The sequence below is a fragment of the Paenibacillus sp. 2TAB23 genome, from assembly GCF_052115165.1.
Taxonomy (GTDB): domain Bacteria; phylum Bacillota; class Bacilli; order Paenibacillales; family Paenibacillaceae; genus Pristimantibacillus.
The window spans coordinates 37,574-59,489 of record NZ_JBFRGD010000007.1 but is presented as its reverse complement, the minus strand read 5'-3'; the positions used below and the strand labels follow the sequence as shown (position 1 = coordinate 59,489).

At 48.0% G+C, this 21,916-nt stretch carries 18 protein-coding genes; 6 read left to right on the top strand and 12 right to left on the bottom strand.

The annotated features are described in order from the left end of the window. Nucleotides 1-4: 4 nt before the first annotated feature. Genes AB4Z29_RS12300 through AB4Z29_RS12280 form a run of 5 tightly spaced genes read right to left on the bottom strand, consistent with a single transcriptional unit; the run spans nt 5 to nt 9,602 of the window. Nucleotides 5-640 carry a beta-mannanase gene (locus AB4Z29_RS12300; RefSeq protein ID WP_441943347.1) on the bottom strand — a complete coding sequence of 212 codons (636 nt, stop codon included), beginning with the start codon at nt 638-640 and terminating at the stop codon, nt 5-7. A 19-nt stretch (nt 641-659) separates the two neighbouring features. Further along, nucleotides 660-1,949: a vWA domain-containing protein gene (locus AB4Z29_RS12295; protein WP_441943346.1), complete on the bottom strand. Its 1,290-nt coding sequence runs from the start codon at nt 1,947-1,949 to the stop codon at nt 660-662. Between the two features lie 58 nt (nt 1,950-2,007). After that, on the bottom strand, nt 2,008-4,407 hold the full coding sequence (locus tag AB4Z29_RS12290) for a transcription initiation factor TFIID (protein WP_441943345.1): 2,400 nt from the start codon (nt 4,405-4,407) through the stop codon (nt 2,008-2,010). 2 nt (nt 4,408-4,409) lie between these two features. Further along, nucleotides 4,410-7,799 (bottom strand): tubulin-like doman-containing protein, encoded by a 3,390-nt coding sequence (locus tag AB4Z29_RS12285; RefSeq protein WP_441943344.1) that lies wholly within the window; start codon nt 7,797-7,799, stop codon nt 4,410-4,412. Nucleotides 7,800-7,823: 24 nt separating this feature from the next. Next, nucleotides 7,824-9,602, bottom strand: coding sequence for a vWA domain-containing protein (locus AB4Z29_RS12280; RefSeq protein ID WP_441943343.1), 1,779 nt, complete (start codon nt 9,600-9,602; stop codon nt 7,824-7,826). Nucleotides 9,603-9,753: 151 nt separating this feature from the next. On the opposite strand from AB4Z29_RS12280, the gene AB4Z29_RS12275 reads away from it, so the two are divergent. Then, nucleotides 9,754-9,909, top strand: a complete 156-nt coding sequence (locus tag AB4Z29_RS12275; protein WP_441943342.1) for a hypothetical protein — start codon at nt 9,754-9,756, stop codon at nt 9,907-9,909. Then, nucleotides 9,906-10,856 carry a hypothetical protein gene (locus tag AB4Z29_RS12270; protein ID WP_441943341.1) on the top strand — a complete coding sequence of 317 codons (951 nt, stop codon included), beginning with the start codon at nt 9,906-9,908 and terminating at the stop codon, nt 10,854-10,856. The genes AB4Z29_RS12275 and AB4Z29_RS12270 overlap by 4 nt, the downstream gene beginning before the upstream one ends. 268 nt (nt 10,857-11,124) lie before the next feature. Here AB4Z29_RS12270 and AB4Z29_RS12265 read toward each other — a convergent pair whose 3' ends face one another. Together AB4Z29_RS12265 and AB4Z29_RS12260 are read right to left on the bottom strand one after the other, a co-directional pair. Next, nucleotides 11,125-11,553: a hypothetical protein gene (locus AB4Z29_RS12265; RefSeq protein ID WP_441943340.1), complete on the bottom strand. Its 429-nt coding sequence runs from the start codon at nt 11,551-11,553 to the stop codon at nt 11,125-11,127. A 105-nt stretch (nt 11,554-11,658) separates the two neighbouring features. Continuing rightward, the gene (locus AB4Z29_RS12260) at nt 11,659-12,387 is read right to left on the bottom strand and encodes a ThuA domain-containing protein (RefSeq protein ID WP_441943339.1); all 729 of its coding nucleotides are present in this window, start codon (nt 12,385-12,387) and stop codon (nt 11,659-11,661) included. Nucleotides 12,388-12,589: 202 nt separating this feature from the next. Between AB4Z29_RS12260 and AB4Z29_RS12255 the strand changes: the two genes are divergently transcribed. Then, on the top strand, nt 12,590-13,531 hold the full coding sequence (locus tag AB4Z29_RS12255) for a helix-turn-helix domain-containing protein (RefSeq protein ID WP_441943531.1): 942 nt from the start codon (nt 12,590-12,592) through the stop codon (nt 13,529-13,531). Between the two features lie 38 nt (nt 13,532-13,569). Here AB4Z29_RS12255 and AB4Z29_RS12250 read toward each other — a convergent pair whose 3' ends face one another. Continuing rightward, nucleotides 13,570-15,642: a beta-galactosidase gene (locus AB4Z29_RS12250; protein WP_441943338.1), complete on the bottom strand. Its 2,073-nt coding sequence runs from the start codon at nt 15,640-15,642 to the stop codon at nt 13,570-13,572. A gap of 124 nt (nt 15,643-15,766) precedes the next feature. On the opposite strand from AB4Z29_RS12250, the gene AB4Z29_RS12245 reads away from it, so the two are divergent. Further along, nucleotides 15,767-16,624, top strand: a complete 858-nt coding sequence (locus AB4Z29_RS12245; RefSeq protein WP_441943337.1) for an AraC family transcriptional regulator — start codon at nt 15,767-15,769, stop codon at nt 16,622-16,624. A gap of 156 nt (nt 16,625-16,780) precedes the next feature. Then, nucleotides 16,781-17,158, top strand: coding sequence for a PH domain-containing protein (locus AB4Z29_RS12240; protein ID WP_183568781.1), 378 nt, complete (start codon nt 16,781-16,783; stop codon nt 17,156-17,158). A 129-nt stretch (nt 17,159-17,287) separates the two neighbouring features. On the opposite strand, the gene AB4Z29_RS12235 is transcribed toward AB4Z29_RS12240, so the two are convergent. The 4 genes from AB4Z29_RS12235 to AB4Z29_RS12220 all read right to left on the bottom strand — a co-directional run bounded on the left by AB4Z29_RS12235 (nt 17,288) and on the right by AB4Z29_RS12220 (nt 20,761). Beyond that, a complete protein-coding gene (locus tag AB4Z29_RS12235; protein WP_441943336.1) occupies nt 17,288-18,112 on the bottom strand; it encodes an ABC transporter permease in 825 nt (274 codons plus the stop codon). Next, nucleotides 18,109-19,143 carry an ATP-binding cassette domain-containing protein gene (locus tag AB4Z29_RS12230; RefSeq protein WP_441943335.1) on the bottom strand — a complete coding sequence of 345 codons (1,035 nt, stop codon included), beginning with the start codon at nt 19,141-19,143 and terminating at the stop codon, nt 18,109-18,111. Before AB4Z29_RS12230 ends, AB4Z29_RS12235 begins: the two co-directional genes overlap by 4 nt. A 120-nt stretch (nt 19,144-19,263) precedes the next feature. Beyond that, nucleotides 19,264-19,968: a response regulator gene (locus AB4Z29_RS12225; RefSeq protein WP_441943334.1), complete on the bottom strand. Its 705-nt coding sequence runs from the start codon at nt 19,966-19,968 to the stop codon at nt 19,264-19,266. Beyond that, on the bottom strand, nt 19,952-20,761 hold the full coding sequence (locus AB4Z29_RS12220) for a sensor histidine kinase (protein WP_441943333.1): 810 nt from the start codon (nt 20,759-20,761) through the stop codon (nt 19,952-19,954). Before AB4Z29_RS12220 ends, AB4Z29_RS12225 begins: the two co-directional genes overlap by 17 nt. A gap of 777 nt (nt 20,762-21,538) precedes the next feature. On the opposite strand from AB4Z29_RS12220, the gene AB4Z29_RS12215 reads away from it, so the two are divergent. Next, a complete protein-coding gene (locus AB4Z29_RS12215; protein ID WP_441943332.1) occupies nt 21,539-21,892 on the top strand; it encodes a helix-turn-helix transcriptional regulator in 354 nt (117 codons plus the stop codon). Nucleotides 21,893-21,916: the final 24 nt, after the last annotated feature.

Here is a 21,916-nt window from a genome sequence, read left to right as displayed (position 1 = left end):
TCCTTTATACTGAAATCAATTCATATAATTGTCCGTATATCTTGCCGTCCGTGAAAAACAGCCGAATGTAATCCTCTTTGCCAATCTCAATAGCAGGCAGCATATTTTTCCCGGCGTCAAAAGGGGCTACAAACGGGTATGCCATGCCATCTTCCTTATTGGCGGGATAGCTGCCTTGTTTCTTGACGTAGCACAGTACATCCTTCGCGATTGGCACTTCAGCCGTCACTTGGATTTGTACCGTTTTGAATTTGCGAAACAATCCATTTTTACTCATAACCGAATAATGGATTTTGGCTCTGCCGGCACTGATCTCGATCCGATTCTCGCGGTTAGCCTGCTGAATAAGCAGGGGGCCGTAGTCACCCTCTTGATAGGCATACACCGTAAAGGCCACTATGCCAATTCCTTCAATCCGGGTTTGATAGCCGTTATTCGCTTTATACTCCGCCCTAGTGTAAAGCTTGGGCTCGCCTTTGTTTCCAAAACCATCCGCTGATTGGCCGTCATCCATTTTCTCAATATATACGGCATCTATACCGCTTGGCCAAATCCAGCGCAGCGTGCAGCGATCCTCCTCCATAGAGCGAGTCAAGCCGGTGATGGCTGGAGAACCGTCCTCTGCATCGACAAACCGCATCTATATCCGCCTCCCGCTTTTATTTAAATCCATGGCTGCGGCTATCTTTCTCCCGCTGGCCGATACCCGCAGAAGCCGTTCGATTCAGACTGCCCGTTCTCCCGCCTCCGCGCGGCTTTGATGCGTTGTTATCCCTTATAGGTACGACTAGCGTAAACAGGCCGATGATGGCTGCGAGCACAAGCACGGCTATCAATCGAGACATAGCATCTGTCAGTAAATGACCGGACAAGCCTGAATCCAGAATCATACCGGCAAGCAGACCGCCAACAATGCCTCCGCTGCCAAAGCTTAGCGCCAAATACCGGTTGTCGAACAGCAGCCCTAAAGCTACTCCGATGGCTGCACCTATGATCACCAGTGATAAAATTCGGAGAATCGTATAATACGTACTCTCGGCTGCATCTCCGGTCCGCTCAGTCAGGAGTGTCTGCTTGTCGAGCTTATCGTAAATATTCTGAAAAACGAGCGATATCCCATTCGCTTCCGAAACGTCATAGTAGCTGCCGCCCGTCGCAGTAGCTAATTGCTGGAGCAGCTCAGCCCCTCCGCTGTTCATTACGCTAAGTCCAACCGTATTCACGGCAATTTGCTTTTCTTGAAATGCCGCAATCTGCTCATCGAGGCTTGATTCGCTGAACCCGTCTGACAGCAGGATGACCATCGTGCCTCGTCCCGGGTTCTCTTTGCTTGTGATCGTCTTCATGGATTCCGCCAAAGCAAGGCTGAAGTCCGTTCCCCCATTCGTCGGCTCAAGAGCCTCAATAGCCGCGTTTACGCGGTTTTTCTCCTCTTCGCTTCCGACCTTAACGAATGGCTGCAGCAGCTCCGCAGTATCATTAAACACGACGACTGCCACTCGGTTATCGCTCTCCATGTTGCTGATAAGCTGCTTCGCAGCTGTGTAACGCTCATTACCCGGGTCTGTCTCCGACATGCTTCCCGAATTATCAATCGCAAGCACAATGTCCTTCACCGGCTTCGCGCCGCCGAACTGCAGGCCGTAAACGAGCTGAACGAGTCCTCCGACGACGAATAATAAAGCTATCGTAGACGGTATTAGCAGCTTCCAGGATTGATCGGTGTAGCGCTGCCGCCATGAAGTCCCATTCAGACGCGGCGCTATTAATTCCGCGATTAAGCATGACAATCCGATACATAAAGCAATCATGCCGAAATAAAGACCAACAACGACAAAGCGCGGCCAACCTTCCGACAGCTTGCTCAGCGTGAATTCTCCGATTGCAAATCCGGCTGCCCCTCCAACCAAACTTAGCAAGAGGAGCAGCACATTTATTTTCCGTTGCATAATTGACAGCATCCTTTCCGCTTACTAGTGGAGCGCTGCGAATAGCCATGTAAACCGTTTAACGCAGCTTAGGCAAAAGCGCGTGGTCAATCGCATGGAATTCATATCCGTTCTGCTGGTAGGTTTCATAATAAACCTTGCCGTTTCTGTAATACATCAAATCCTCCAAGTGAAAGCCGCCCATCAGATTCAATTTCTCCACACCGCTGCTGCGCTTCTCATGCACGCTGCCAAGCTTGTAGATGCGAGTGGTTTCGTCAACCCCGATCGCGTAGCGGATAAAGTCGCTTTCTTGATCCCCGAACATGTATTTCTCTTCATAACGATGCTCATGCGTATAGTCGAGAAGCCGGATATGGATAGTGGCCTGCTCCTCCAGCGTTCGGTACAGCTGGTGAAACAGCTCATCCTTGGACAACGCTTTGCGATTGCTATAGGCCACGGAAACGTTGGCCCGCAGCAGCAGCTCCTGCTCGAAGCTCTGATGGAACGGCTCCGCGCGCAGGACGTACTTGCGGCATACTTCAATTAATCGCTCCAAGAGAGCTTGCTCCCCTTGATCGAGCAGCCCTGACACATTGCCGAGAAACCTCTCTTCGAATAGAAACGAAGCGCCGCGTTTTTCTTCAGTCTCGAGCATAACGCCATGTGTGACCCGCTCATAATATTCAAATACATTTTGACCAATGTAATCATCGGCTGAACGGATGCTCTGCAGCGCCGCCTCCTTAAGCTCTGAAGCCAGCCCGTTCATTTGCAGCACGCGCAGTCGATAGGATTCATGGAGCAGCTCAAGCTCAGCGACAAGTCTTCGGTGCAAAGCAAGCTCTGTCTCCAAGCGGAACAGCTGCCATTGCTGACGGTAGACCGTGTCGAAAAACGCACGGATAAAAGCACGAAGATTTTGCTTATCCATAAACGGCAGCCGCTGAAATTTCAAATCCTCGACACGCGTGTCACGGAAACGTGCAAGCTCCTCGCCCGCTAATGCAATTTCTCTCGCCAAATCTCTCATCCGCATGCGGACCATATTCAGCACGCTGCCTTCTTTATGCTCATCAGTCCAATCGGACACTTGATAGAAGGTGACTATCGGTTGTTCGTTCATTTGACGGGCGACCGTACGGCGTATTTCATCTGTCGCGTTAATCTCGCTCAGCCGCAAATCGGCTGGTTCCACGAAATGCTTATGAAAAAAGGCCTCGCTGCTATCGCCGAATAGAGCGCCCTCAGCCTCGCTGAGCGTCATGCGGCGAAGCTGCTCATAGCGAACGCCGCTCGTCAATAGGCCAGTCATGTCCATGAGCCTTTCTTCTCCAGGCACCAGCTCCGCGATCCTAGCCTCCATTGCGGCATTGTCGAGTCCGAAATAGGCTAGCTTCGCTTTGCTGTCAAGCTCGGGCTCGCGCTGAAGGCGTTCAGTCATATGCTCGAAAAAGTGGTAGAGCACGGTCAACGCAATGGAATAAGAAGGACGCATCGCTCTGGCTAACCCGGCTGAGACGAAGCCCTGCCTGCCGGATTCGGCAACCAGACTGTTTCTGAACGATGAATTGTTATAGCTTCCGTCATTCGCATGAAGCGAACCATCCTTGCGTTTCCTGTTCTTCAGCAGCAATATGCGGCAAATCATTTCATAGTTGTCCTGCATGCCGTTCGGCGTTGTCATTCCTCGTTCGTTGCGGTCGGAAAGCACATAAACAAGATCAAATAAAGGTGCCTGCTTGTGCTCTACCGGAATGGCAAGCCCATCGCCGGTAACCTGCAGCTTAGCTGAATACGAGTAATCCGGCTGCTGCATGCCTTCGAGCTCGCGAAGGAAGCTGATTCCAGCCGCTCCTGCATAACCGAAAGTTTCCGACTGGTCACTCTCTTTGATCAAAGCGTATAAATCCATTTGCACCGATTTGAACATCTGCTCAAATATCGATTGCGCAAGCAGCGAAATTTCCGGAATAAGCACATTCATCGGATCGTCAGCTTGTGTAATGACGGCAAGGTGCAGCCGATCAAACGACGCATAAAGACGACCATAATCCGCAATGGTATCGCTAACCTGCCGCAGTGATTGATTGAGCATGCTCAAATGGCTGCCTTGCTTATGGAATGCAATACTTATTTCCTTGCGAACGGAGCGTTTATCGCTATCATCTGGTACAAGCCCCTGCAGTGCTGATACCCAACTCTTAGATGCTAGGCGATCTTGCGTACCTGTCCGGTTCGACGACTCTGCGTATGCAGCTGCCTTCGATGATACATGCAAATAGATAACGCCCGCATTGTTATCCCATTTCTGCTCATTGGAGCGCATCATCGGCTCTATCGCATGTCCAGCCTCATCCCCAACGAATAGAAAGACGGTTGGATAATGGATACTGCTCTGATCATCTTCAAGCCCTTTTAATTGATGCTCCGAGACCGAGTAGTCGGTCGCGAAGCGATTCAGCAGTTCTCTCATCTCTATTTCAACTTTCTGCGGATTTCATTTAATTTGGAAGTCATTTCTTTATAGAACCTATGCAGCTCTTCACCGTTCGCAAGCTCCAGCTTCTCATATTCAAGACGCTCGCGCGCATCAAGGAATTGGCCAAACAGCTCCTCCAGCTTATGAAGCAATAGCTTCGTGTCCTCTGTCGCGGTAAGCTCAGTCACTCTTCGGGATGCTTTACGCATCAGCGTACTGCGGCTTTTCTCATCTAAGCGCCGGAAGCTCTCGAACACCTCATGCTCAACATAGCTGCTGCTTTTCATTAGATTGGCGAATGGCGTCCATGCGTCTTCCTCCGGATCACGGTCGTACACGTAAAGCGCGCCTTTCTTGCTGATCGTATCTGTGTAAAGCGCCTCAATAAATTGGTCAAACCATTTCTCTTCGCCTTGATGAAGCAGCAATAGCTGCTCAAGCTCGCCCGACTTGGCTGCAATCTGCTCATATTTGGCTAATTCTTCGCGAACCCGCATTAGCTGCTCCGGCGATCGAATCAAGTTTTCTTGGGCAAGGTCAGCGGAGAAGCTTCCGAATATATCCTTGGTCGATTCCAGCTCCAGTCCTTCTGCCAGCAAACGTTTCAATTCGATCAACGCCCGCTTCACCTCGCCCAAATTAGGCTTAGCCGCATCCAGCTGCATATTGAAAGACTTTAGATGCTCGGAAAGCTGGAAAGGCTTCGTGAACCGAACCGAATAACGGTTGCTCGTATTGTGGTCGACACCCTTTTCCGCAATAATTTGATAGCTCTCCGCTTTCGCAAATTCGGCACGGACTCTAGCGTTATAGCTTTGTACCCGTGCATTTACGTACGTATCTCCCCATGACTTCTCGGGAATGGGTGATGGCAAGTACGTCCAGTTGTTGCGGTCGGTCTGCACCAGATGGCGGCCGATGCCTTCCTTATCCAGAATCGTGCGCTCGTAGCTTTCCTCGTATACCTTAAGCGGCGTATATACGAACAACGGTACGCCATTCCGCGTATTCAGCCAGAATATCCGGTTTTTAACTTCGCTTTCCTTAATCGTGAAATGAGATTTGCCGATCGAGTTATTCTGGTAGTTCCGAATGCCGCGCAATATGCTCGGTGCCTGTACGGGAACCGAGACGAAGCCCCATGACGGAACATGCAAATTGCCTGAGCTGTTGCTAAGATGGAATACAGGCACGGCTTCCTCATCCAGCTTGCTTGCGATATGGCGCTCTACGAATTTTTCGATTGACTCATCGTTTCCGTACTTCATGACAAGAAACTCTTCCATCGATTTCATAATGAGATCGCCGAATTTATCGGTCAAAAACTCCGAGATCGAGCTAACGATGTCGATTTCCTGCTCCTTCACCCAAAGGTTGGAATGGTCGAGCAGCTCCTGCGTGAAATCGCGGATGAGATCGTCGCCGTCCTTCTTGTCCATCATGCGGCTGATCACATCAGAGATATCGGGCACGCCGACAATGTTCCAATAGTACGTTTTGTTCCCCTTATGATCCGCTTGCTCATCGCCATTCATAAGTAGATCGCCGTTCTTCGCAAAAATGGCATTAAGCGTATTTAAAATTTCGGTAAATACGTTGTAGATCCGATTGTTCTCGTTGTTCAGCAGCTGATGGAGATCCTCGTAAAATTCGATTAATTGCTCCATGCGCTCAACGTCGGCATGCAGCCAGTACTCATTGATTTTCGCTTCGATATAGTTGTTTTTCTTTTTATCCTTCGACACGAATGCGCTTTTGGCATCGCCCATACGCTCATCCGCCTGCTCCCTTGCAGCCTCGATTTCACGCGGCAGTCTTAGCAAGCCCTCGCGCAGCGTTTCGATATAAGAAAGCAGCATTTTCAACAAACAGAATCCTTTCTCGGTGTAGAGCAATCGCGACACATAGAAAGGGCCCTGCTCTGGATGCAGAAAGGTACGCCGGATTTGGTCAGTAAATTGTCCCACGATTTCGCCGGGCAGCTGTTTCTTGGCCTTAATGTATTCCTCACGGGCTCGTGCAAGGAAGTTTTGCTCCAGCTCGGTGTCCATGTTCACCGCTTGCAGCTTAATCACGTTATTGTAATTCAAACGCTCGCTGTTCTCGAAGCCAGGGAGCGGCTCAGGCACACGCGAATCGAATGTTTTCATCATCGTTTCGAGGTCGATGCCCAGCTTGCGCGCAAACTTCTCGACATCATCCTGGCTCGGCGCCTTCTCGAACATCTTATCCATTTTATTGAACAGGCGATATGCCAAGTAGGTCGTCATTTCCTCGATTGGCAATACGGCCGAGGATGCTCCAATAATATTGTAATCGTAGTTGGCCGGGTACATCTTGTTCATTTGCGCGATGTTCGTCCGGATATTGCTGATATAGTCATGGATGGCGAATTCTTCGCCCGACTGCTTTTCTTCGCTTGAGATGAAGTTCGTAATATTCTCAGCCGTTACGTTCATGCAATAATCGTATGCATTCTCAAGCAGCTTGCCCTCCGCATTCGTCGCAGAGATAAGGTGGCATAAATTAAACGGCGGAAGCGGCGAATTAACAGATAGGATACTGCCGTATTGCTGCTTGAACCGCTCGCCGCGACCGTCCACGTTCATCCAATAGTCGAGCTCTTTCAATGCGGCATAGCCATTCTTTTTGATATACTCGCGCGTATGGTCACTCAAGCTTTTGTTCGCCAGATTGATATCCGGCGTGAACAGGTATCCCAGCGTGTTTACGCGGTCAATGCCCGCGGAGCCGTGGTCGCGCTCGATAATCCCCCTTACGATATACGAAATATCGAGGAAACATCCGCTGCCCGTCCCTCCGGATAATCCGGTCAACAGAAATACCATCAGCTTTTTGTTCGTACCGACAGACAGCGTTTTAATTTTCTTGTCGATGCTTTGCACGACTTGGTTAATCTTTGTGAACAGCAGCAGGCGACCAGCTTGGCGTACGCCTGCGGCACCGTTCATCCCGTCCGTAATGCTCAGCTCGGGGGACAGCCAATCGGTAATGTACGGCTCCAGAATGCTGCGGTTCTGAAGAAGCCCGCCAACCTCGGCATTGGACAGAAGCACGAATTCATTAATCGGGTCGAGTCCGATCCCCTTGTATTTTTTATTGCGGTCTTGTTCATTCGTTTCAAAAGCAAGAAATTCCACATTATCCGGTTTATCGCGTTTACGCTTGGAGATCGGATCCTCCGGCAGCTTGAAACGGCGGTTAATCTGGTATTTCAGGCGCAGGAGCGCATCGATGCCGGTACCTCCAAGTCCAATAATAAGGATAGGGTTGTCAATGGTATCAACCCGAATTTTCTCGCTGACAATACCTCCGCCTAGCGATACGTCAAGCTGCTGTATATGTTCTCTTACGATCGGTTTCATGTTCATTTCCCTCCAGGGCTCTATTTATACCAAATATTCAATGAATATCGTCTTGTCCACTTGCTTCAGTGACACCGTGATGAGGTCTCCGCTTTTCATTTCGAATGCATGGGATGCATCGATGGTGCGCCCTGCTTTCTCGATCGTACATAAGGAGCCGTTTTGCAAAACAATACGATCGTTGCTGCCTGGCTTGAAAACCACCTTCTCCGTTTCTTTAAGCTCAGGAGCGAGCTGCAGCAACTGATGAAGCAGCAGCTTGCCTTTGAAGGCGGACAGCTTCTTGTACTGCGGCGACGTTTTGTCACCTGTGTTCTCGTCCCTAATTTCTATAATAAGCTGACCAACGAAGCCGCGGTTCGCCTTTTTCAGGAGACGCAGGATTACGAATGCTGCCGCGAGCACAGCTGCGAGACCTATCACTCCCAATATGACAGGCACGACCGGGAACGGCTTCTTTTCTTCAACCGCAGGCTGATTCGGTGTGGACTGTCCTGTTCCTGCCCCCTTGGCCGTAATCGCGAGCGCCTCGGTTTCACGGAAAAAGCTTTCTTCTTCCGCTTTCACTTTGATTTCATAGTCGTGCTCGTCCTCAATCTTGTACGTTCCTTCGAAATGGTCGCCTCCATTGTCCATAGGCACTTCCTTCGTCGTTCCCGTATCCAAATCTTTAACGAGCAAAACCGCGCTCATGTTGCGATACTGCTCTTCATCCTTCAGCTTTTGTCCACCGCTGATCAAATAAGAACGGAATGTAACAGCATCCCCCTTTGAATAAGAGGTTTGAGCGAGGGGATCTATCGCCAAACCCAGATCGTAGTTGAAAATAAGATTGATATCGATTTTATCGCGATTAACGCCTTTTACTTGCAGCGTCCAATCACCTTCGACCGGTGAAAGCAGCTTAATCAATGAATAGCTCTTCGATTTCGACAGCAGGATATCATCCGAAGGAATGGCGACGCTATTGCCTGCTGGATCGATCAGCTTCGCTTCCACGGGCTGGGATGACATAATCGAAATATTCGCTTCCAGCACGTTCGCGTTGGGAACGGAGATTTTCACGTTTTGGTAGTTTCCGTCCGCCGTGAAAGAATCTACCGGAACGACGTTCAAATCGAGATGGCTGGCAAATATTTCGCTCAATATTTGAGGCAGATCATCCGCCGAGTCCGTGGAGAACGACTTGCCACCGGTCAAATCCGAAAGCTCGGCGAGCGCCTCTTTATTCAGCTTCCCATCCGCATTCAGCCCAATCGTGTAAATCGGCACGCCGCTGTCATTCGCTTCTTGGATAGCCTTGTCCATGTCTGTATCCGACTGTGCTTGCGTTCTGCCGGATGCATCATTGAAATCGTTATTTCCATCCGCCAGCAGGATAATCATTGGTTCATGCGCAGGATCAGCGCCATCCTCCAATATTTGCACCGCTTCCTTAACACCGACAGAAACGTCTGTGTAGGCGCCGCGGTTTAATTGGTCGATGAAGCCTTTCAGATTGGTTTTATCCGCAGCAGATTCAATCTCCAGCAGTGCTTTCTCGCGCTGAATTTCATCCGTGTAAGCAACGATTCCGACCTGGTCACCCTTTGTCGACAGCATATCGATGAACATCTTCATCGCCTCGTTGCCGATTTTCCCCGGATCGCTCGTGCTCATTGAATGGCTCACATCAAGTACCAAAACCGCGTCGATCCGCGATGTTCCCTGCGCTGCCTGCACGATAGAGAGACTGCTGAATGAAAGCAAACAAATTGCGGAAGCCAATATAAGTTGTCGTGTAGCTCGTTTAAGTCTATTCATGTTTGTACTCCTTTGTAGTGGGACGAACGGACCCGATCTGCTAGTCCTATAGTCGCTGTTAGTCATGGCTCCCAGTAAGGTGGTATACTACTAAGTAAGTATACCTGATAGATTTCCATAAATCACTTTTACTGTAAGAGAGGGACCATACATGGTTACATACGTCTGCCTAGGATTATTGTTTCTTTTTGTCATCATCAATGTCATCCAATATCGTTCCAAACAAAAACTTGCCCCATCTCCGGAACAGCTTAGCAAGCTGGTCTTGTCTATTCTAAAAAGCAGCGGGCAGCGTGATCGCGAATGATAAAAAAACAGCCGGTGCTCCTTGCTCCTTATATTAAAACACGCTTTCCTTACGATAAGCTTAAAATTTGCCGCAGATGCAATCACTTTACCGTTCTTGGCGAAGAAAAATGTCCGGTATGCGGCAAAGCAGCGCTGCAGCAGGTGGAGAAACGAGCTGCTTCCAAGCTGCACCGCTCACTGTGGGGATCACGAATTATCGTATTGCTGCTAATCGCATTCGGCCTCTTCATGAGCCAGTCAACGATGCAAACGACATCGCTCGCTATTGGAGGCACGTCGCTACTCGCTCTATTATGGACGATGCAGAGACGGTCAACCCCTGCACTTTTGCAAATGGAACTTGAAAAATTATTTCGCAAGGAGGCTTACTCTCTTATAGCAGGGCTTGCCAATGACCGTGAAATGGCCATTAGCGTCTTTCATAGTGGCAACAAAACGCTCGCTTATGAGATGCTCCGAGAGATCGGGGCTCTCGTGCATACCGACCAGCTTCGCATCGAACAAATCTTGCTGCTCCAATCCTTTGTGCTGCGCAAGGACATGGACTTAATGCTGGATCCATTGCTTATGGATCAATTCGATCCCGATCTCGTCGAATATATTGGCGAGCTCGCCAAAATCAGACGCGACCTGCTGAAAGAGAACACATTCCGGTATGTATTGCTCCATGAGTCACACATCCTAAGAATGGAGCATGGCGAGAGCATTCTCGTGAACGTCACAAGCGCTGCAATTCGGTTGAAGCGGTATACGACGCTCTATCCCTATTTGATTCTTCGGTATGCGCGCAAGCTGCCCAAAGACCGCTTTCTGCGGCTGTACCGAATGGTTCAAAGCAATGCGCAAGCCAGCAATGGCCCTTTATATGAAGAGGTCATGGCTATTTATAACGAGAAATACAAATTTGACGAGGATTTCCAGATCGGTAAACGGAGCCGCGACTAAACAGGGCATTCCAGTCGATTTGAGAAAAAATTAGCAATGATGACAAATAAAAATGGCTGTACAGGCGATCAAACCTGTACAGCCTTTTTGTTTCTTTGGGTGAGTTCTATTAACAAGCGGCTCAAGGCTAATAGCATAGATTAAAAGTCTCGGTAACAAATATCCAATCATAGCACGAGGTTCGTACATATGTTAAATAAAATATGAATAAGGAGGTACACGAAGCTGCTAGAGGAACAAGTCCGCTACTATAAGCTTTCCAATTCGTTTAGAAGCTTTGACGCAAATCATGAAAGAAAGGAAAGTGATTGGTAGTGAAACGAATAAAAAAGGCCCGTGCTAGCGCTATTCTTCCAACAGGAAGCGCGTCACCGATGGAAATCACCATGTCACCTGTATCGCCCGCATTGCCTGCAATGCCTGTAGTACCTGTAGCGCCTGCAGCAGCACTTCCTGAAAGCGAACGCCCTTCCTTCTCTCGAATAGGCGTTTTTGGCGGTCTGGACGGAATGATGTCCATGATGGGCAAAGTCCAGCAATTTTTCGGTATTTTCCAACAAATGCGGCCTGCTTTCAAACTAGCAGGCAATCTATTTGGCGCAAAAGCATTTGTCAAAGGGTTGCCTTCTTCTTCAAGAACAATAAAAAAACAAAAACATAGATCAAGAGCTGTCGCAGCATCACGCAGCAAATCCAATCGAAAACGCCGCTAACCGGTTTGTCCTCCGGGCATCTCCTAAACTAAAAAGGCTGCATGCTACCCAAATGGGAGGCATGCAGCCTTGCAGCTTATGTGTTTCGTTTAGTTGTCCTTAGCCGAAATTTTCTCTAATGGCTGTGCATTCCCGTATACGGGGCGCTTGCGGTCAACCGGCTTTGCCCATTTCACGGCATTTACGATGACGCGCTGGATGTCTTTATTATAATAGGTAGGGTACGTTTCATGGCCTGGTCTAAAGTAAAAGACTTTGCCATTCCCGCGCGTGAACGTGCAGCCGCTGCGGAATATCTCGCCGCCTTCGAACCAGCTGGTAAAAATCAGCTCATCCGGCGCAGGAATATCGAAATGTTCACCGTACATTTCTTCCTTCTCCAGCTCGATAAACTCGCCAATGCCTTCCGCGATCGGATGGCTCGGCGATACGACCCATAGACGCTCCTTCTCATCCGCTTCGCGCCATTTCAAATCACAGCTTGTGCCCATTAGCAATTTGAATATTTTCGAGAAATGACCCGAATGAAGGACGATCAAACCCATACCATCAAGGACGCGATGTCTTACTTTTTCAACCACTTCATCCGCAACGTCTCCGTGTGCAAGATGCCCCCACCAAATCAATACGTCCGTGTCGTTCAAAACATCATCCGTCAAGCCATGCTCCGGCTCATCCAGCGTTGCCGTCCCGGCATCATAGCCCGCTTCTGTTAAAAAACCTGCTATGGCGCCATGTATGCCATTAGGATATAATTCACCGACTAGCGGATTTTGTTTCTCGTGACGATTTTCGTTCCATACGGTTACCTTTGCCATTCTGTTAGCACTCCTTATTGACTCGATTAGTCTCAGTATAGGAAATCCGGCTCTTCAGAGAAAGGCTATATCATGCCGATTTTATATTCAAAAGTGTCATCCTATAAGAGAATCTCTCAAAACTTGCACAATAGCTGTCTTTTTGCTGCTTCAATCATCTCCAAAAATGATATACTCCAAATAGGAGGTTGTACGGATGACTATAACTGAAACGACTGCTTCTGGTTTAACCGAAGCGATAAATGAAGAGGTCATTTATCAGAATCCCCTGCTCTTCCTGAAAATATGGGAGATTACCGCCGACGCTCCTATGACTAGCAGCATGGAGAAGCATCCCTGGCACTTTCACAAGGAAGTCGAATTTCTTGCTATTCTGAAAGGTCATCTCGGTGTACAAAGCAAAAATGATTATCGCATTATCGGACCTGGCGATGTAATCGTGCTTGGCGCCTCCCAGCCTCACCGAACGCATAAGCCGTTTGCGGAAGCACTGCATTATATCGTGTTTCAAGTCGATTTAGGAAAACATTTTGACCAGAGCACGATGCCCTACCTTTACTGCTTCTCGGAACTGACAGAGCCGCTTGACAAGCTCAACTATATATTCGATCTAAGCGAGGCAGCCAAACGCGAAACGCATTCTTTCATACTCGACATATTCACAGAATCCCAGACAAGGCTGAAAGGCTATGAGATATCCATCAGCTCTACGATAAAGAGAATGCTGCTCCTATTGTTAAGAAACGATACGCGCAACGTGCTGAACTATACAGTCGAAGCCGAAATTAATCGCTTGCGCCCGGTGCTTGATTATATTAACAACCGCTTGAATGACAAGCTCTGCGTAGAGGAAGCCTGTGCAATGCTTAATTTGAGCTACCACTATTTCATCAAATATTTCAAAAAAACAATGGGCATCTCCTTCGTTGAGTACGTCAACTATAAGCGTATCAAGCGTTCTGAGCTGCTATTGCTGACGAGCGACCTTAGCATAATTGAAGTAAGCCTTGAAGTGGGCATATCCAATATGGCTCAATTTTATAAGCTGTTCAAACGACATAATCAGTGCTCGCCGCGGGAATTCAAGCTTCGCATGCGAAGCGAGTCCAAAGTCGCCATGGAAAGGATACAAGCCTTTCTCTAATCGGTCATTATTTTGAGCTAACCGTACTGGCCGGACTTCTACAAGCTTCTTCTGTTTGCTTCTCGCTTTAAAATCTTAATCCCGTTTGTCTCCAGCACAACGTTCAAGGCCAGGGTTTCGCTGGACTCCAGATCGACGTAGAGCCTATTGTCCAATAGCACCGTTTTCTGTTGACCGGTAAAGTTCATGAGGAATACATAATCAAACCTTCCATCCGTTCGCAACTGCGCGGTTACGCCTGGAGGAAGCTTCGAGTTCATAGCTTTCTCCAGTCCGATATCTTCCGCTATTTTACTGTAGAAAAGCGCCAAGAAATCCTCCTTCATACGTGTTGCCATATAATAGGCTTGCCCCTTGCCCAGCCGATTGACGGTTATCGCTGGCTTCCCCGCGTAGAATTCATCCTTATATACGCCGATGATCTCGGCACCTTCGATATGGATCACCTCGCATATTTCATGTGATTCGAAGGTTCCTGCAAGCCCTAATGCATGAGGCTCGCTCAGGGACACCCTATTCGTATCCTGATCATATAAGCCTTCAATTTCCTCTGCCCATATGCCTAGCGTTTTTCTTAACGGGCCAGGAAATCCCCCTAGATGGCAAAGATCATATTCGTTTACGATTCCTGACCAATACGTCGTAACAAGAGTGCCGCCACTCTCCACAAATTTCTCCAGCTTGCGTCCGGTCTCCTCGGTGCATAAGTAGAGCATTGGCGCTACAATTAACCGATATGGCGAGAAATCCTCTTCTGCTCCAATAACATCTACTGGAATTCCTTGCTGCCAGAATGCCCGATGATGCATGAGCACGGTTTCCTCATAATGAATACCCGTATTGCGAGGGCCAGATGCGTCGTTAATCGCCCAGCGGTTATCCCAATCAAATAGTATCGCCGTCTCGGAAGGAGTAGCCGTGCCTGCGACCTGTGAAATATGTGCTAACGTATGGCTTAGCTCGGTTACGTCCTTGAACACACGAGTATGCTCATGTCCGGCATGATCCACCACAGCGCCATGGAATTTCTCGCTAGCCCCTCGGCTTTTGCGCCATTGGAAGAATTGCACGGAGTCTGATCCGTGTGCGACCGCCTGCAGGGAAGAAAGCTTATGCATCCCTGGGCGCTTCAGCTTGCTGACTGCCTGCCAGTTTGTTGCGCTAGGAACACTTTCCATCAAGAGAAACGGTTTTCTTTTTAAAGATCGGTACATATCATGGTGAAAGGCAAAGGTTGAACCCAGCTCGCTATCGTCTTTTTGTTCATGCCACATCGGATAGGCATCCCAGGAGACGACATCTATAATGGCTGCAAGCTTTCGATAATCAAGGCTATCAATCATATGCATGTTTGTCGTAACGGGCAAGGAGGAATTCATCGCTCTTACCGCTTCGATTTCATGCCTGCAGAAATCGACGGTCCGATCCGTGACAAACCTGCGCCAATCGAGATTATGCCCATGCATCGCGAATTCGCCATGCGGTGCCGGTGATTCAATCTGCTCCCAAGCCGTAAATGTACGTGACCAGAACGAAGTCCACCAAGCTAAATTCAGCGATTCCAGCGTCCCGTATTTCAGCTGCAGCCATTGCCGGAATTGTTCCTGGCAGAGCTCGCAGTGGCACTCGCCATGATACTCATTGGAAATATGCCAGCCAATGACCGCCTCGTGGCTCCCGTATCGTTCGGCCAGCTTGCCGTTCATGATGGCTGTCTTCTCCCGGTATACCGGTGAAGTGTAGCAATGGTTATGTCTCATGCCATGCAGGTTGCGGATGCGGTTCGCCTCTGTACGGAGCACTTCTGGATATTGCTTAGACATCCACGCCGGCCGTGCCCCGCTCGGTGTCGCTAGCCAAGCATACAGCCCGTTATCCGCAAACGCATCCAACACTTGGTCCAGCCACTCAAATGTAAAGTGTCCTTCCTCCGGTTCAAGCGCCGTCCATGCAAAAATACCGATAGCCATCACCTTGCACCCCGAAAGCTTCATTAGCCGAATATCCTCCTCCAATATGCCCGGCGCATGCAGCCACTGGTCTGGGTTGTAATCGGCACCGTGCATGAAGAAAGGTATCTTATCGCTTATTGGCGGGAACTTTTCAATCATCTTTTTCTCTCCTTCTGCAATCGTCATTTTCTCTCATTAGCTTTATCATAGTTCACAGATCCTTTATACTGATAGCATAGAACGCTCCAATAATCGTACGATCCTAACATGGAGTTGAATGCTCATGATGCCTTTTTTGCTCGCAGAGTTTGCTAACCGCGAGAAATTTCTCCCGCTCTATGTCTGCTGCGTTGGCAGCCATGAACAAAAGCAGCTGACCCGCCCGGTCGGGCATTCCGCGCACCAGCTGTTTCTATCCAGAGGCGGCACAGGTGTTTTTCGTACTGAAGGACAACAAGATCTCGTCATGACCCCTGGCACGGTTCTTATTCTGCCTGCCAACATCCCGCATTCCTACTTCCCTCAGTTAACTGGCGATGCGATGTGGGACCTGGGATTTATCGCTTTCCAGGGACAAGCAGCCGCTCCTTTGCTTGAGCAGATGAACGCGTTCGTTTTAAAAGTGCTGCACGCACCTAATTTCCAAGATTTGTGGAATCAACTCTCTTCCCTGTGGCATCTCATCAGCTTAAATGGCGAGCATGCTTACTGGGAAACCTCAAAGCTGCTTTACGATATAACACTCACTTTGCTAGAAGGCCAAACCAAGTTCAATAAAGATTACACCAGTCCCTTGCCCATTTCCCAGCCAAACAGGGCACTCAACTCGGCTATTAAACTCATTCATGATCATTACAATGAGCGTTTGTCACTCTCGAACGTAGCCAGGGCGGTCGGATATTCCGTCCAGCATTTCCACCGCTTATTCGTCGCAAGCGTTGGCGTCACCCCTCAGCAATACATCTTGCAGCTGCGCATGCGCAGCTCCATTCAGCTATTCCATGATCATCCAGGCATTACGATCGAGAAGGTGGCTGAGCGAGTAGGAATGGATACCAGCTATTTCATTCGCATGTTTAAACGGACATATGGCACTACGCCTAAGCAGTATGTGAAGGGGAACGACAGTCTGCTTCTTTAATACAAGAGAATTTACTTCTCATTTCTGGAATGAATCATACAATGTAATCTACAACGCGGCATGTGCTAAGGTATAATGAATGTGCAATACATAGCAATTATTTGTCAGTTGCGCTCACATGGATGAATCAATCGTAGTCAGTGGAGGAATGGAATAATGGGATTTTTAGACGGATTGATGGGAAATGCATCAGAATTAAAAATGGAGGAAGTGCACAGGGAGTTCAATCATTTGCTCGGAAGCACGGAAAATTTCGAGAAGGCGTACAAGCTTATCAGAGACTTGTTTATTTTCACGAATAAGCGGCTTATTCTCGTTGACAAGCAAGGACTCACAGGGAAAAAAGTCGAGATCCATTCTTATCCGTATAAGAGCATCACGCATTTCAGCATCGAAACAGCAGGAACATTCGATATGGATGCCGAGCTGAAAATTTGGATTTCGGGAGCATCGACACCCGTCGAGAAAAAATTCAATAAAAGCCTAAACATATACGAGCTGCAGAGCGTTCTCGCAGATTACGTGATGAGATAAGGAATAAGACGACTCTTCTCGTTTTTACAGGTTAAATAGGCATAAGCGAAAAAGAAATGCTGCCGGCTTTGACTGCCGATAGCATTTCTTTTTGTTTCGTCTCTGCCTCTCCTTCCACAGAAGCATTCATTATGTCCGGCGCATGTATGCACGAACCGTAATAGGTGCAAAGATTGCCACAATGACGGCTGCACCGATCAGGGAGATGCCCAGATCCCAGCCTACATGGCCCGTATTAGCAAGATCGCGTACCGCCGTAACAAGATGTGAGACCGGATTAATGTTAACAAACCACTGGAGCCAATTGGGCATCGTGTCTACAGGCACGAACGCATTGGAAAGAAACGTTAGTGGAAACAGCACAAGCATGGATATCCCTTGCACACTTGAAGCCGTACGTGCAATGACGCCAAAAAATGCGAATATCCAGCTAATTGCCCATGCGCAGACAATGACGAGAATGCCTGCTAATGCGACATGCTCCAGACCGCCTTCCGGCCGATAACCCATAATATAGCCCATCGTAAAAGTAAGAACTGTCGCAATGGTATACCGAACGGTGTCTGCAAGCAAAGCTCCCGCGAGCGGGGCAATGCGTGCAATGGGCAATGACTTGAATCGGTCAAACACGCCTTTATCCATATCCTCGCGCAGCTGGACACCCGTGACGATCGATGTGGTAATGACCGTCTGTACGAGGATGCCCGGAATGATAACAGGCAAATAGCTTCCGATATCGCCCGATATCGCTCCGCCAAAAATGTAGGTGAACATTAAGGTGAAAATAATGGGCTGAAGTGTAACGTCGAACAATTGCTCTGGCGTACGCCGGATCTTAAGCAGGCCGCGGTAAGCCATCGTCAGCGAGTTTCGTATCGTCTGCCCGAAGCTTGTATGGTTTTTCAACTCTCGCTCCGCGCCTGGTTTAATGGAAGTAATGGAAGTCGTTCTCATATGCTTGCCACCTCTGCTTTTTGTGCCTCATTGGACGAGGAACTCGCGTCCTCCTGCACGCCATGGCCTGTGATGGTTAAAAATACCTCGTCCAAAGTCGGCTTCTGCACGCTGATCTCGGCCAAATGCACTCCTTTTTCGCGCAGAGCGTTCAATACGTCAGTTACCACGTCCACATTGGTTATAGGCGCAGTTATTTTTTCAGTTTCTTGCTGCGATACCAATAGCTGAATACCGAGTACCTTCTCAATGGTGCTACGAGCGACAGCTGCATCATCTGGATTCTGAACTCGCAATTGCAGTGAAGAGCTGCCCACCGATGCTTTCAATTCATCGACTGTCCCCTCCGCAGCGACCTTGCCGCGATCGATAACCGCAATCCGATCGGCGAGCTGATCCGCCTCTTCCAGATACTGCGTTGTAAGCAGCACAGTCGAACCCGTCTTCACGAGCCGACGAATCGTATCCCACATCTGCGAACGGGTTCGAGGATCAAGACCGGTAGTCGGCTCATCCAGAAAAAGCAGCGGCGGCTGTGCAATCAGGCTTGCTGCCAGATCCAGCCTGCGGCGCATACCGCCGGAGAAGTTTTTGAGCGGCCGCTTCGCTGCTTCCGTTAAGCCAAACTCTTCAAGCAGCTCCCATGCTTTTTTCCGTGCTTCAGCACGCCCAAGCCCGAGCAGCCGCGAGAAAATAATCAGGTTCTCGGTAGCGCTGAGAGACTCGTCAACTGAAGCATATTGCCCCGTCACGCCGATTAATTGACGAACAATCTGCGACTCCTTTACAACATCATGACCGAAGATCGTTGCCGAACCCGCGTCGGGCCGAAGCAATGTTGCCAGCATTCTAATGGTCGTCGTCTTGCCTGCTCCGTTCGGGCCAAGCACGCCATATATCATCCCAGCCCTCACATTCAGATCCACACGATCTACCGCTCGGAAGCTGCCGAACGTTTTGACAAGCCCGCTCGCTTGGACCGCCCAATCACCATTGTTGGGCTCTCGTTTTTTCTTCAATCCGTAATCCATTGCCATTCCTCCAATATGAGATGATGTAGTCATCCTAACTCACCTATTTAAACGGAATATAAACGAATCATTTATGAACAAAAAAACCACATGCAGCTTAAGACCGCATGTGGTTTTTGCTCAGCGCTCCTCCTCTTTCATATCGTGAAGATAGGCCATTGCTTCCGCTCGACTTGCAACATTCAGTTTTTTATATATTGCACTTAAATAATTTTTCACCGTACCTGTTGTTAAAAATAATTCAGCAGCGATTGCTTGGTTGGAACGCCCTTGTTTCAATTGGCTTACAATATTCCGCTCCTGTGAGGACAAACCATTCAACCGATCATCCTGCAGCGAATTAAAATGGGATTCCGTTGTTTCATTCATTGATTGTTGTTCCGTTTGTTCTGAAGAGCGGAGCGCTTGCAATAGCCGAGTTTGAATACGGCTGGGATAATTGATTCTTCCCTCTAAGCAGTCCTGTACGATGGAGAAAAGCTTTTTCGTCTCGACTCCTTTAACTAGAAATCCGCTGGCGCCGTGACGTATCGCCTCCCATATGTATTCCTCATCCTCGAAGGTGGTAAGAATCAACACCTTAATCTCAGGAAATTCCGCTTTAATACGCTTCGTTGCTTCCAATCCATCGAGCTTAGGCATATGAATGTCCATCAAGACAAGCTCAGGACGAAGCAACCGCACTTGAGCGATCGCAGCCAAACCATCGCCGGTTGTAGCTACTACATCATATTCATCCTCCATGTTGAACATAGCTGCCAATCCGTCGCGAATTAAAGGCTGATCCTCTGCGATCAGAATGGTTCTTTTAGTAATGTTGATCACTCCGTTCCATTGTTTTCGTTGGGAAAGGGATGCTTATATCTAACGTAACACCACGCTCTGATGACTTTTTCATAATCAATAGCTCTCCGCCAATTTCCTTCACCCTCTCACTCATGGCCTTCAAGCCAAAGCCATAAGCAATGTGAGAAGGAGCCCTGCCATTATCAGATAATCTAAATTGAATATGCCCTTCACGATAGTTCAGCAGAAAGTAAAAAGTAGTGCTGGAGCCATGCCGAATGCCATTGGTCAGCCCCTCTTGTAAAGCACGGTATATGGTTAACTCGGTCATTGGCAGCAAATCCGGCAGATTTGGGTCTATGTCGTATGTAATATCTACCTGTGTCTGCATCTTCGTTTCATCGATAAGCTTAATAAGCTCGGGAACGAACGGCTGATCCAGCCTATGTTCATGAAGCAAGTGTACGGAGCTGCGCACATCGTCTAGACCGCTGCGAATATACCCCTTCGTTCTGTCGATCATATCTTTTGCTATGACATAATTGTTTTTCTCTATCGCATAGGTTGCTGTTTGCAGGCCCGTTAAAGCTGCCGTTAATGTATGTCCAACCGAATCGTGAATTTCGCGCGAGATTCTAGTCCGCTCTTGTAATTTAACTTTCTTTTCCAACTCGATGGATGCCATTCGCAGCTGTTCATTGTCTCTAACCAACTGATTTTTTTGCTGAACAGCCATTTTGGCGAGTAGACTTATGCCGAATATCGCAAAGTATTCGACGATACGCGGCAGCAGATAGAATATCTCATGAAAAGGTGGAAATTGACGATACACCAACAGGCCTAATACACAGCTAACGTAACTTGCCATAGTAAAGAGCAAAGAATGGCTTCTGCGGTGATGAAAGCTAAATTCTCCAACGAGAACTAAGATATAGATTTGCGCAAAAAAGCTTTCCGACCCTATTGCGATCAAAGAAGCTAACGCCAGCTGAAAAAATAGACATAACATGCCAGCCTTACTTTGCAGATTTACCTTTATGACGTAGTTCCGAACGAAAACCGCTAATACGTACGTGCATAATAGCAATAATAGCCCAAGAGAGTATTGATTGGTATGGAACAATAAGAAGAGCGTCGCACCGGTTACGATGATAAACAAGATGTGAGTCATTCTATGATTTAATTGAACATCCATATTTAAGTCCCCACAGAACATGATAGATTTACCAAATATTTTATCATAAACATGACTTTAGTCATATGAATATGCAAATTTCAGCGAAAATCGTCGAATCGCATGTCTTTTTAGTGAACTTCTTCATCTAGAATAAGTCTATGTCATTATTTATAATGATAAAAGTAGATCGGAATGAGACCTAGGAACCATTTGAATAGAAACTTTATTCATTCATTATGAGGCAAAAGAATTATATGTAATGTTTAGACAACCATCAGGATTGGAACTCACTTATCTTCTGCAGATGAGAATAACACTTCAAGGGAGACCTAACGACATGCTGTGGATACTCTGGAACGTATTAGGCTGCTTCCTGCTCCTCTCAAGTATTTTTTTCTCTATCCGTTTGATGCTTGAAAGCAAGCATCAAAGATGAAACTCATCTATGAAGACAGGATACCATCACATGAAGAATTGATCATCCAAGACTGTGTTGCTGCAAACGAGGCTTTGGAGCATTCCGTCGCACAAAAGCTAAACTGTGCAATGCAACAATTTTCATTGATTTATCGCCTGACACAACGGGAATCCGAGATGCTCACCTTATCCGTAATCCATGGTTTATCTAATCGCGAAATTTCCGAGAAATGCGTCATCAGCGAAAAAACAGTCAAAAATCATCTTGCCAATCTAATGAATAAGATTGGTGTTCATTCCATGCGGAAATTGTTCTCGATGCTGCTGCATCATGCATTTTCCTCAAAGAAAAATCAACCAGACGTCTAACCAATTCGCGCATATCGTCCGAGT